Genomic DNA, 12,949 nt, shown 5'->3' on the forward strand with positions numbered 1-12,949 from the left:
GAAAGTCTGTTGCCTGCGTAGGAATAAGAAAGGTTATCAACAGCCGCACCAGCCCGCATCAAAGTCATGATATTGCCATTATTCCGGGGTCGCGCACGACTCAAACCTAATGCCACTTTCCGTATCCGCATAGCCACCTATTCCCGTGCTACTGAGTAGCCGATTGGCTCCGTCATAGCTAAATGAAAGCCCCTTGGTGAGGGTGGATACGTCCTTTCCTGCCCATTGCACTTTGCTAATATTTCCGTTGGTATAGTTACCACCATTGGCATAGTCAAGCCCAATGCTGTAAAAGGGTAGGTCGGCACCCTGGGTCTGTTGGTATTTGGTATTGGCATTTGTGAGCCAGCCACGATTCGGACCGCCGGGCGGTTGTTGGTATAATCAGTACGTCTTCGGAATTTGGTGGGGTCATTGGCGTAGCCGTGAAACCATCGCTTCGGCCTTTAGATTTGCCTGATTGGCATCCCTGCTATACACCAGCCGGTCGTACTGGTCATATACCTATCAGCCCCCAAGCAACCCTCTGGAACATTTAGTCGTACCCTACACAGTACAACTAAAAACCTTTAATTGATAATTAATCTTCATGAAAAAATTAACACACTACACCCTATTGTCTGTGATGGGACTTTTGGCCCTATCTTGTAATGACGATGACAACAACACGCCCGAAACAGTAACTTACGACATTGAAGTGAAAGAGACAACTTTGGGCGATGTGCTTACCGACGACCAAGGCATGACGCTTTATTTCTTTACTAAAGATGTAGACGGAAACTCCACCTGTACAGGAAACTGCTTAACGAACTGGCCCCTATTTACCAAGACCACCCCGACTCTAGACCCGAGCCTTGATGCCAGCGCTTTCGGGACCATCACCCACCCCAGCGGCTCTACCCAAGTGACTTATAGAGGCTGGCCTTTGTATTATTATGCAGGAGATGCCGCTGCTGGAGATGTAAAGGGCGAAAACGTGGGTAAAGTATGGTTTGTGGCTAAAACCGACTACAGCATCATGCTCGCCGACAAACAGCTGGTTGGTAACGACGGGAAAAATTATTTGAGCGATTACACAGAAGGCGACGGTTCGACACAATTCTTGGTCGATGGACAGGGCCGAACCTTGTATGGTTTTGTTAACGACACCAAAGACAAAAATAACTACACGAAAGAGGATTTCAGCAACGATGGCAACTGGCCCATCTTTTCGGCCGATCTGGAGAGCCTACCTTCTACAGTCGACAAAACCCTTTTTGGTGAGATTGACGTGTTCGGTAAGAAGCAGCTCACCTTTAAAGGCTGGCCTTTGTATTACTTCGGCGCCGACAGCACTACCAGAGGGGCCACCAAGGGGGTCAGTGTTCCCCGACCTGGCGTATGGCCTATACTTAATCTGGACACTCCGGAGGCTAGCGAATAACGCTCGTTTTTTTTAATTTGTGGGGTAATTTGGAAAAGGAGGCCGTCGGTTTGATGGCCTCCTTTTTATGATTTCCCCCAGGATGCCAGCAGGGCTTCGAATCGCTCCTGCAGCACCCGAGTATAGGGCCCTACTGCTCCTTGACCTATGGTGGTATCGCCGATCTGCCGGATGGGCATCACCCATTTGGTAGAACTGGTGGTAAACACTTCGTCAGCCTCCAGCATCTCTGGGAGGTAGATGGGCCTAATCTCTATGTCCATAAGGTCCTGAGCCAGCTCGAGGACTACCTTACGGGTAATGCCATACAGGATGTGTCGATCGGTGGTGATAAGCCGCCCTTCCTTAACCAAGAAAACGTTGCTCCTGGTTAGCTCACTCACCTCTCCATCCTTATGAAAAAGCAGGTCGGAAGCTTGTTGCTGTTTCATCTCATCGGCCATCAGTATCATATGCACATAGTTGGTGGTTTTGATAGTCGGCAAGTCGCGGACGTAGGAATAGGGCAGGACTTTTATTCCTTGCAAACGACCCTGTGGGTGGTCTACAGGCAACGATTCGGTGCGAATCACCATATTGGGGCTTTCAACATGCACGCTGTCGGCAGCTATGCCACCGGTGAGCAAGAATCGAAAGGCCACCTCGGGTGCTTCGGATCGGGCATATAGATCGAGCAATACGGCATAGGCCTCTTGTTTTCCGATGGGCAAGGTTAACTTCAGGGAGCGGGCAGAGTTTTCGAACCGTTCCCAATAGTCGTCCCAACGAAAAGGAACGCCATTATAGGTTCTAAAAAAGTCGAACAATCCATAGCCCCGTATCAAGCCTAGGTCGTTAGAAGTGAAGATACGCTCTTCCAATGGAAGGATCTGCCCATTAAAATATTGATATAAAGCCATTCTGATATATTAAAATACTATTTGACGCTCAAAAGCACTTCTGAAGCACCTAGAAGGTAAATATATTACTATTTCAGCGATCCTTTGCCGGCAATTCACAGAACCTTTTGAGTTTTACGCGACTATTTAGGTACTTTGCGTACTTCTACAAAAAGACAGGAAGTGAACCATATTCCTTCAGCTTGACACAACAGTTTAATGATACAGATTGACCCCATTTTAAAAAAACTGCAAGAGAATTTTGCAGCCCATCGTTACGGAACACATCCTACTGAACTTTACGACCCCATCGAGTATATTATGTCCTTGGGCGGGAAGCGCTTCAGACCGCTCCTCACCATATTGGCAGCTTCGTTATATACCGACGAGCTCGAGAAGGCCCTCAAGCCGGCTATGGCCGTGGAAGTATTCCATAACTTTACGCTGATGCACGACGACATCATGGACCAGGCTCCTCTTCGCAGAGGAGAACAAACGGTACACGAAAAATGGAATGCCAATACGGCCATCCTTTCGGGCGATGTCATGTTAATAAAAGCGTACGAACTATTAATACAAGTCGATGACCACAAGCTGCGAAACGTACTGGAACGATTCAATGTTACAGCTGCGGAGGTGTGTGAGGGGCAACAGTTGGATATGAACTTCGAAACCCGTTGGGATGTAACAGAAGCGGAATATCTGGAAATGATACGACTAAAAACCTCCGTAGTGTTGGGCATGGCCCTGGAGCTGGGCGGCATCATCGGAGGAGCCGACGCTGCCAGCAAAAAGGCCCTATACTTAGCCGGAGAGACGATGGGCATCGGTTTCCAGCTCAAAGACGACCTACTCGACGTGTATGGCGACCCCAGCAAATTTGGCAAACAAGTGGGGGGCGATATCATAGCCAATAAGAAGACCTTCCTGCTGATAGAAGCCCTAGCCAGGGCCACGGGACCTACCAAGGCGGAACTGCACCACTGGATCGAGGCCCCTACTTTCGATAAGGAAGAAAAAGTCGCCGCTGTAAAGCAGATTTACACCAAATTGGGAATTCAACAACTTACAGAAGAAAAAATTGCTGCTTGCTTCACCAACGGCATCGCCCATTTAGAAGCGGTGGCCGTAGTACCGGAGCGGAAAAAACCATTGATGGATTTTGTCCATAACTTGGTAAATCGTGAAAACTAACCCACCCTTACCCTTATGTCTATTACCATTATTTTGATTCTAATTATCTGTGGCACCAGCTACTATGGCTTCAACAATTTTTCCTTTATGGATAAGATGATCATGAACCCATACCGTGTCACCAAGAAAAACGAGTATTACCGGTTTATTTCTTCCGGTTTCGTCCATGCCGACTACAGCCATCTGATCTTCAATATGTTGAGCTTATGGTTTATAGGAGAGGGTATTGAACGCCTTTTCGCCATGCTTTTCGGGAGCAGTGGTACCCTTTATTTTTTAGGGCTCTTTATTCTGGGTATCGTCGCTTCGGACGTTCCCACTTTCTTTAAAAACCGAAAAAATTCGAATTATAACTCTCTAGGAGCATCAGGGGGGGTATCCGCCGTATTGTTTGCGGCCATACTTTACGCGCCATTAATGGATATATATCTGTACTTCTTCATCCAGTTAAAGGCCTTTATCTTTGGAATCCTATTCCTGGGCTATTCTTATTATTCCGACCGTAAAGGAGGCGGGTATATCAACCATAGCGCCCACTTATATGGGGCACTGTTTGGGATGGTCTTTATGGCGGTGGTGTATCCCCCATCCGTACCCCAATTCTTCCAACAAATATTCAGCTGGCGGTTATTTTAACTCGGCCAAGACCGTCACACTACCCACGGTCTTGTCTTGCAAGTTGACTTTTATAGCTGCATCTAGTGGAACGAAGATATCGACCCGGGAGCCAAATTTAATAAAGCCCATTTCGGTACTTTGTTCCACCTGATCGCCCTCTTTCACATACCAGCGAATACGGCGTGCAGCGGCACCGGCTATCTGTCGAAACAAGATATCTACGCCTACATGATTCCGAATCACCACCGTGGTACGCTCATTTTCGGTGCTCGACTTAGGGTGCCAGGCTACCAGATATAGCCCCGGATGGTATTTAAAATACTGGATAACGCCCGAAATAGGGTTCCAGTTGATATGCACATTCAGGGGGGACATAAAAATGCTTATTTGCCGACGTGGACCTTTAAAGTATTCGGTTTCGACCACCTCCTCTATGACCACCACCTTTCCATCGCAAGGAGCCACTACCTGCTTCTCGCTCTGATAGGCCAAGCGCTTGGGCACCCTGAAAAACTGCACTACCAAAATAAAGAGTACAATACTAGCCACCAGGGTGAGTCCTACTCCCCAATGCCCTTCCGGCAATAAATAATTCAGTCCTAAATTAATGAATATCAACACGATGGCCGTTGCCGTCATAATTGTATATCCTTCTCTATGCAATTTCATATTGGGGCGATTATTGATTTCTTTTCTAACGAGTCTGCAAATATCGCATATTTCTTGAATCGAGCAGAAAGAAAAACCCCACCTTTCCGCTAAAGAAGGGTGGGGTTTTCTAATAATGGCAACGATTTTAGGCCCATCTGAAAGCCCTAACGGTTATGAGAGGGATTCAGGAATGGCCCCTAGGCTACTCAATTACAACGCATTCGCCATTTTTGACTTCCTGTTCTACTTTCTTATATTTCACGTCGCGCAATACCCGGCCATCGCGATATTGAACAGAAACTTTTTGATTTCTGTCTGCAATTTTTTCAGCCTTAACAGGCTGGGCTTTGGTGGTATTTTCCATTGGAGGAAGCTGTCCATTCGCCGTTTCTGAAGCTATATCCTCCTCCCGATTGGTGTGCAACTCGGGGGTGGGGGCTTGTCTACGGACCTGTTGGGGCACTGCCGTGGCCGGTGCTGCTTCTTCCTGAGGGATATCGGCGCGCATCAAGAAGGCGATCATATCGAAGTTCACCTTGCTCAAGAAGCGCTTAAACAACTCCACGGACTCGAATTTATAAATCAATAAAGGATCCTTTTGTTCGAAGACGGCATTCTGAACCGATTGCTTGAGATCGTCCATCTCCCTGAGGTGTTCCTTCCACTCCTGGTCGATCAGCGAAAGTACGATCGCCTTCTCCATCTCCCGGGTGATCTCCTTACCAGCTGTTTCAATGGCCTTTTCTAACTTCACCACCACGCCAGTCTGCCGAACGCCATCCGAGAATGGGATCATAATTTCGGTAATGGTGCCTCCTCTTTCTTGATAAATGGAGTTTAGGACTGGCAGGGCCTTATCGGCAATGTTTTGATTTTTGTCCTGATAGTGCTTCTCTGCGGCTTGATATAGGCGACTTAACCGATCGTTGGTCTTTAACCCAGCAAACTCGGCTTCGGAGAAGGGCAACTCAATGCCTAAGGTCGTAATAGAGGCCAGTTCTAGGCTGCTGTAATTTTCGGAAACCGACACGATCTCCTCACAAACGTCGTAGAGGGTATTGGCGATGTCTACCGCTAGTCGTTCTCCAAATAGCGCATTCTTCCTTCTGGTATAGATGGCATCCCTCTGGTAATTCATCACGTCGTCATATTCTAGAAGACGCTTACGCATACCAAAGTTATTTTCCTCCACTTTTTTCTGAGCCCGTTCAATGGACTTGGTAATCATGCTACTTTGTATCACCTCTCCTTCTTCGAGGCCCATCCGGTCCATCACCTTGGCCATCCGGTCGGAGCCAAACAGACGCATGAGGTTATCTTCCAAAGATACGAAGAACTGCGACGAACCAGGGTCGCCTTGGCGTCCCGCCCGTCCCCTGAGCTGGCGATCGACCCGGCGGCTTTCATGACGCTCGGTACCAATAATCGCCAAACCACCCGCAGCCTTTACATCGGGCAATAGCTTAATATCGGTACCACGACCGGCCATGTTGGTGGCGATAGTCACCGTGCCTGGCTGCCCTGCTACGGCTACTACCTCTGCCTCGCGCTGGTGCTGCTTGGCATTCAGTACCTGATGCGGTATTTTCCGCAAGGTGAGCATCCGACTGATAATCTCTGAGTTTTCTACCGAAGTAGTACCCACCAATACGGGTCTGCCTTGCTGTACCAATTCGACGATCTCGTCGGTCACGGCATTGTATTTCTCCCGTACCGACCGATATACCTTATCTTCCTCATCTTTACGTACCACCGGTACATTGGTAGGAATGGACACTACATCCAATTTATAGATCTCCCAGAATTCCCCCGCTTCCGTTTCGGCAGTACCCGTCATACCCGCCAATTTATGGTACATCCTGAAATAATTTTGCAGGGTTACCGTGGCATAGGTTTGGGTGGCATCTTCCACCCGTACATTTTCCTTGGCTTCTATGGCTTGGTGCAGTCCATCCGAATACCGGCGTCCATCCATGATACGCCCCGTCTGTTCGTCGACGATCTTCACCTTGCTATCCATAATCACATACTCTACGTCTTTCTCAAAGAGCGTAAAGGCTTTTAATAGCTGATTGACGGTGTGGATCCTAGCCGTTTTAACGGAATAATCGCGTATAAGGGCTTCCTTTTCGATGATACGCTCCTGTTCGCTGAGCTCGGTATTTTTCTCGATCGCATCCAGATCCACCGCTATGTCGGGCAGGATAAAGAAATTAGTCTCTTCCGACTCTCCAGTAAGGAAATCGATCCCCTTTTCGGTAAGCTCTATGCTGTTATGTCTTTCATCGATGGTAAAGTAAAGAGGCTCATCGGCCACGGGCATCAATTTTTGGTTCTCGGCCAAATAGATCCCTTCCGACTCTTGCATCAGGGCTTTAATCCCCCCTTCACTCAAATACTTAATTAAGGGCTTGTACTTAGGCATCCCTCTATGGGCCCTGAATAAGGCTAAAGCCCCTTCTTTCTTATCTCCAGCATTTATTTTTTTCTTAGCCTCATTTAGCAGCTCCATGGCCAGTTTTTTCTGGGCTTCCACGATCTTGGCTACCCTAGGCTTCAAGAGGATGTATTCCTGCTCGTCGCCACGGGGTACGGGTCCACTAATGATCAGGGGGGTACGGGCATCATCGATCAGTACGGAATCGACCTCATCGACCATGGCAAAATGGTGCTTGCGCTGAACCAATTCCTCCGGCGTACGTGACATATTGTCACGCAGGTAATCGAAACCAAACTCATTATTGGTACCGTAGGTGAGGTCGGCTCTATAGGCATTGCGGCGAGCCTCGGTATTGGGTTGGTGCAAATCGATACAATCCACACGCATTCCATGAAACTCGAAAAGGGGCGCATTCCACTCCGCATCACGCTTTGCTAGGTAGTCATTGACGGTGACGATATGTACCCCTTGTCCGGCGAGGGCATTCAAGAAGGCTGGCAATGTAGCCACCAAAGTCTTTCCTTCACCAGTGGCCATCTCGGCGATTTTACCCTGGTGCAATACCAACCCACCTATCAGCTGCACATCGTAATGTTGCATGCTCCAGCGTATCGGCTGGCCGATCACATTCCAGGTAGTTGCCCACCGGGCCGTATCTCCTTCAATGGTGATATGTGACTTCTTGGTCGCTATTTCCCTGTCGAAGTACGTAGCCGTAACTTCCAGGCTCTCATTTTCCTTAAAACGCCTGGCAGTTTCTTTGACGATAGCGAAGGCCTGGGGCAAAATATCCAACAGTATTACCTCCAATTCCTTATCCCGATCCTTGGTAAGGGCATCCACTTGCTTGAAGATGGACTCCTTGGTATCCACATTGGCTTCTGCCCCTGCCTGCTGCTTAAGCTCCTCGATTTGCGCATCGATGGCTTTGAGCTGAGTGGCAATATGGGCTTTCAAAGCCGTAGCGCTGTCCCTTAATTCGTCGTGCGACAAGGCGGTTAATTTGGCGTATTCCGCATTGATCTTGTCCACGTAAGGGGTTAGCTCTTTGAGATCCCGTTCCGATTTGGTACCAAAAATCTTCGAAAATATTTTAAACATGATCTTCCTATATTGAATTTATATCGTCCTTGAAATTTAAATTATCAGTCCCACAATCCACAAAATGCCAGATTGTCAGCAAAGTTGCTAAAAAGCTTTACAAATGTAATCCATTGGAAATAGTATTTTATACCCCGCTTTATTAAACCTTCATTAAAGACGGCGCCTCCTACCCATAGGATACGCCTGAGGGCTAGGCTAACTCGCAGTTTTTTTCATTAAAAAATTTGATATCCCCGGTCTCCTCATTCCTACATTTCACCTTGCCCGTAATTTTGACGCTAGCTCCTTTAGGTATTTTCTCATGGGCCAATATCACCCAAACCTCGGGGTCATTCTTAACCCGTACCCGCACTCGGTCATTAAATTTTTGAATCGCCATCTGATCTAATAGGTATATATAAGTTTCAAATTTACCAAATTTAACTTTACAGCCACTAAAATACGGCCGATTCCCCCGAACAAAATCCAATAGCCACCCCGCTTATCCATAACGCTAATGTGATGCTTACCAGTATTGAAGCCCCAAAACCGTCTTCGACAATTCCTTAGAAAACCTATCTCATCGCCTTTCTACCGTTTCTCCTGCTTTAGAACCATCTGTACCTTTATATATGCACTACCATGCAATACATAGTACCTTTGAGACATCAAAACAAAAAATCAATTAGCCATGAACAACAACAAGTTATATCGAAACACCCACCAAAAAATTTTAGGAGGCGTCGCCTCTGGCCTTGCCGATTATTTCAATATCGACACCGTTTTTATCAGGGTATTATTCGTGCTAGGCATCTTTATTCCTGCCCCCCTCCCCATCGTGATCGTCTATATCGCATTTTGGATACTCATGCCCGATATCGCTAAGAAGCCCAAGGAATTAACAGAACATACCTGCGGCGGTATTTAGAACTGCCGACACTTATGAGGAAGCCATAATGCAAGTCGATACAGAAATCCCGGACCGGTAGAAAACGTTTTCCACCGGTTTGTTGTTTTCAAGTTATTCACTAATTTTACAATAGTATGCTAGCATACTATTTGTAGTATTAGGCATTTCCAGAACCATTATCCCCATAAGAATATGAACGCATACATTGTTTCAGGTTACCGTACGGCGGTCGGCAAGGCCAACAAAGGTGGTTTTCGATTTACCCGCCCCGACGATCTAGGTGCTAGGGTCATTAAGCATATATTGGCACAATTACCCGAGCTGGACCCTAAGCGGATCGACGACGTGATCGTGGGCAATGCCGTACCAGAAGCCGAACAAGGCATGCAAATGGGCAGGTATGTGGCACTTCTAGCCTTACCCGAGCAGGTATCTGGGATTACTATTAACCGGTATTGTGGCTCCGGGGTAGAAGCCATTGCTATGGCAGCCGCGCGAATACACGCCGGCTTAGCCGACTGTATCATAGCCGGAGGCACGGAGTCCATGTCGATGGTGCCTACTATGGGCTGGAAAACGGCCCTCAACTACGATATTGCCAAATCCAACCCCGACTACTACCTGAGTATGGGCCTTACGGCCGAGCAAGTGGCCAAAGACTTCAAAATAGACCGGGAAAGGCAGGATGCCTTCTCCTACAGCTCGCATCAGAAAGCATTAAATGCTCAAGAGCAGGGTTATTTTGATAGTGGTATCGTTCCAATAACGGTAGAAGAGACCTACTTCGATCCACTGACTGGGAAGAAAAAGACGAGAGAAAATATTATTAGCCAAGACGAAGGCCCCCGAGCCGATACCACCCTCCAGGCATTGGCCAATTTGAGACCGGTGTTTGCGGCGGGAGGCTCTGTAACTGCGGGTAATTCATCACAAACCTCAGATGGTGCAGCTTTTGTGGCTGTTATGTCCGAGGCCATGGTAGCGGAGCTCGGGCTTAAGCCAGTTGCCCGAATGTTAGCTTATGCCACGGCGGGGGTAGAACCGCGTATTATGGGGATAGGTCCCGTAGCCGCCATTCCAAAGGCCCTAAAACAGGCCGGTCTACAACTGAACCAAATAGAACAAATAGAATTGAATGAAGCATTTGCCGCTCAATCCTTGGCGGTCATCCAAGAGCTTGGTATAGACCCTGACCTGGTGAACCCCAACGGCGGGGCTATAGCCCTGGGCCATGCGCTGGGATCTACTGGCGCCCGGCTCACCGTACAGCTCCTCAATGAAATGCGCCGTCGCGACCAAAAATATGGGATGGTAACTGCCTGCGTGGGAGGAGGACAGGGAGTGGCCGGAATTTTTGAAAGGTTAAACTAGCCTAGGCTCAAAAACTAACCATCAAATAATCTCCGTGTAAGTAATTTATAGCTTACACGGAGATTTTCCTATTTTTGCCCTTCCACCGAAAAGGTCATAATTAAATGGATGTATCCATCATCATTGTAAACTATCGCACACCTCAGCTAATTATCAATTGCTTAAAGTCTGTCTATCAACACACCACCAATCTCCAATTTGAGGTTATTGTAGTCGATAACGACCCAGAAAATGGCGGCCAAAACTTAGTACAGGCCGAATTCCCCGGGGTTCGGTGGATCAATATGGAGCAGAATGTGGGCTTTGGCATCGCTAATAATAGAGGGATGGAGCTGGCTACAGGCAAATACCTCCTCTTGCTCAATGCCGACACTTTACTAGTCGACCCGGTGATTGAGACCTTTTATGATCGGATGGAAAGCCGCCCCGATATCATAGCAGCCGGTGCCATGCAATACTATGCCGACCATACCCCCATTCCCTATCACTCGAGCTTCAATGCCATCCATAAAACCATGTATCTGGTACCCCCAGGCGCACTTTTCACCCGTTTATTGGACAGGCTATTCCCTGAGCCCCAATACCAGGACCCCAATGAATGCGATTGGCTGGTAGGCGCCTTTATCTTTCTAAGAAGCAACGGCTTCGCCCAAACGGGGGGCTTCGATGAGAACTTCTTTATGTATGGCGAGGATGTAGAGTGGTGTAAACGACTCGGGCAACTGGGTAAAATATATTATTTTAAGGATTGCAAATTCCTCCATTTAGAGAACAACAACCCCTTCCGACGCACCGATATCAGCTGGATTAACCGATTTGGCACCCAAATGCAGGTCTCTAACTTACTATGGGTGCGCAAGCAATTTGGCCCATTCACCTTCTTGTTTTTGATGCTACATTATTTAAGTATGATTCCAGTTATTTATATTTGGAAAATCGTTCTGAATATACGTATGGGCAAAAAACCTTTCGGTGAGCTCCGCCAACAAGGTCTTTATACCAAGAAAGTCATGGTGATGACGCGCTATTTCTGGAAAATCCTGCTGAATAAGCGTTATCTTTTTAAGATTTTACCTTCCGAAAATATCGATTTACAGGCTCGTTTATGAAAGAAAAAATACGTATTCTATTTTTCACCCCCTATGCATCCAGAACGGGTTCGGAGGTGATGCTATGGTATATATTCAAGCACTTCGACCGTAGTAAGTTCGAAATGGGGGTGGTCAGCTTTAGAAAGGGCGAATTGGTGGATGAACTCCCTGCCGATGTGGCCTTTTACCACGTACCCGACCATTACTCCCTTACCCAGAAATTGGCCTTTCACTTGGGATGGAACCCCACTATTCAAGGAATTAAGGCCGCAGCCAAGGATTTCAAGGCCGACTTCTGGTATGTCAACACCATCATGCTCCCCTTTGTGGTGGAACAAGCCCGAGAGCTCAATATTCCCTGCGTTACCCATGTGCATGAATTGGGCCATACCTTCGCCTCATCCAGCAAGGTTAATTTTAAAAACCTAATCGAATACTCCGATTTGCTGGTAGGCTGCTCCCAAATAGTCTGTGACATTTTGGAAGAACTTGGGGCCAAAAACATAAAAAAACTGTATTCCTTCGTTGACCTAGAGGCCATACAAACGAACCCCGAAAACGCTGTAGCGATTAGAAAGAAGTTAGGGGCCAAAGCAACGGATTTTATCTGGATTATGTCGGGCACCAGTTCGGAACGAAAAGGCTTCGACCTGCTTCCGGAGTTGGCACAAAAACTACCCGCCGACAGTACGCTACACCTGGTATGGGTAGGGCGGCTCCTAGACGATGGACTCACCTACTGGGTTCAAAAAAGCTGCGAGTCGATCCAACATATCAATATCCACCTGGTAGGCGCACAGCATAACGACTATTACAACTACTTGGCCGCCGCCGATGGCTTTATGATGACCTCGCGCCAGGAGCCCTTTGGCTTGGTGATGGTGGAGGCGGCATGGCTGGGCAAGCCCATCGTAGCCTTCGAAAGCGGTGGACCTCAGGAGTTTATCAACGAAAAAACTGGATCCTTAATCCCCTGCTTCGATACGGCACTATTTGCCGATGAGATGATCAGATGGAGGGCAAACATCCATGACTACGACGCCGAGTCTAGCAAGCGGCATTGCATTCCCTTTGGTACCACTGCCGGAATGGCCAATTGGTGTGAGATGATGGAAACCTTTTATAACCAGAAAATAGTTGCCACCGAACCTTCCTGACGTGGTCAGAAGCAAGGGATGCTACTGCATGCTGCAGGGCTTGGGCTTTTATAAAACAGGCACTAAAATAAAACCCTCACTATTGCGTATTAAACTGGGAGTCTTGGGCTTCTACTATGCAAACATGGCCTCT

11 protein-coding genes are annotated in these 12,949 nt (G+C 47.7%); 7 read left to right on the top strand and 4 right to left on the bottom strand.

Annotation, left to right across the window (positions count from 1 at the left end; translation table 11 throughout):
- Nucleotides 1-589 precede the first annotated feature (589 nt).
- Complete coding sequence (locus tag CLV98_RS16485; protein ID WP_109675899.1) at nt 590-1,423, top strand: hypothetical protein; 834 nt, start codon at nt 590-592, stop codon at nt 1,421-1,423.
- 65 nt (nt 1,424-1,488) lie between these two features.
- On the opposite strand, the gene CLV98_RS16490 is transcribed toward CLV98_RS16485, so the two are convergent.
- Nucleotides 1,489-2,322: an aminotransferase class IV gene (locus CLV98_RS16490; RefSeq protein ID WP_109675901.1), complete on the bottom strand. Its 834-nt coding sequence runs from the start codon at nt 2,320-2,322 to the stop codon at nt 1,489-1,491.
- A gap of 198 nt (nt 2,323-2,520) precedes the next feature.
- Between CLV98_RS16490 and CLV98_RS16495 the strand changes: the two genes are divergently transcribed.
- Together CLV98_RS16495 and CLV98_RS16500 are read left to right on the top strand one after the other, a co-directional pair.
- Nucleotides 2,521-3,495: a polyprenyl synthetase family protein gene (locus tag CLV98_RS16495; RefSeq protein ID WP_109675903.1), complete on the top strand. Its 975-nt coding sequence runs from the start codon at nt 2,521-2,523 to the stop codon at nt 3,493-3,495.
- Between the two features lie 15 nt (nt 3,496-3,510).
- On the top strand, nt 3,511-4,131 hold the full coding sequence (locus CLV98_RS16500; protein ID WP_109675905.1) for a rhomboid family intramembrane serine protease: 621 nt from the start codon (nt 3,511-3,513) through the stop codon (nt 4,129-4,131).
- Here the strand turns inward: CLV98_RS16500 and CLV98_RS16505 are convergent.
- The 3 genes from CLV98_RS16505 to CLV98_RS16515 form a co-directional block, all read right to left on the bottom strand.
- On the bottom strand, nt 4,123-4,782 hold the full coding sequence (locus tag CLV98_RS16505; protein WP_109675907.1) for a phosphatidylserine decarboxylase family protein: 660 nt from the start codon (nt 4,780-4,782) through the stop codon (nt 4,123-4,125). The two genes, CLV98_RS16500 and CLV98_RS16505, sit on opposite strands and share 9 nt — an antisense overlap.
- A gap of 184 nt (nt 4,783-4,966) precedes the next feature.
- Nucleotides 4,967-8,305, bottom strand: coding sequence for a preprotein translocase subunit SecA (gene secA / locus CLV98_RS16510; RefSeq protein WP_109675909.1), 3,339 nt, complete (start codon nt 8,303-8,305; stop codon nt 4,967-4,969).
- 193 nt (nt 8,306-8,498) lie between these two features.
- Complete coding sequence (locus CLV98_RS16515) at nt 8,499-8,687, bottom strand: hypothetical protein (RefSeq protein WP_109675911.1); 189 nt, start codon at nt 8,685-8,687, stop codon at nt 8,499-8,501.
- A gap of 291 nt (nt 8,688-8,978) precedes the next feature.
- On the opposite strand from CLV98_RS16515, the gene CLV98_RS16520 reads away from it, so the two are divergent.
- The 4 genes from CLV98_RS16520 to CLV98_RS16535 all read left to right on the top strand — a co-directional run bounded on the left by CLV98_RS16520 (nt 8,979) and on the right by CLV98_RS16535 (nt 12,816).
- Nucleotides 8,979-9,215 carry a PspC domain-containing protein gene (locus CLV98_RS16520; RefSeq protein WP_109675913.1) on the top strand — a complete coding sequence of 79 codons (237 nt, stop codon included), beginning with the start codon at nt 8,979-8,981 and terminating at the stop codon, nt 9,213-9,215.
- A 174-nt stretch (nt 9,216-9,389) separates the two neighbouring features.
- On the top strand, nt 9,390-10,568 hold the full coding sequence (locus CLV98_RS16525) for an acetyl-CoA C-acyltransferase (RefSeq protein ID WP_109675915.1): 1,179 nt from the start codon (nt 9,390-9,392) through the stop codon (nt 10,566-10,568).
- Nucleotides 10,569-10,672: 104 nt separating this feature from the next.
- A complete protein-coding gene (locus tag CLV98_RS16530; protein WP_109675917.1) occupies nt 10,673-11,677 on the top strand; it encodes a glycosyltransferase family 2 protein in 1,005 nt (334 codons plus the stop codon).
- Entirely contained in the window at nt 11,674-12,816 is a 1,143-nt protein-coding gene (locus tag CLV98_RS16535) for a glycosyltransferase (RefSeq protein WP_109675919.1), read from the top strand. The genes CLV98_RS16530 and CLV98_RS16535 overlap by 4 nt, the downstream gene beginning before the upstream one ends.
- Nucleotides 12,817-12,949: the final 133 nt, after the last annotated feature.

This window comes from Dyadobacter jejuensis, assembly GCF_003149085.1.
Classification (GTDB): Bacteria; Bacteroidota; Bacteroidia; order Cytophagales; family Spirosomataceae; genus Dyadobacter; species Dyadobacter jejuensis.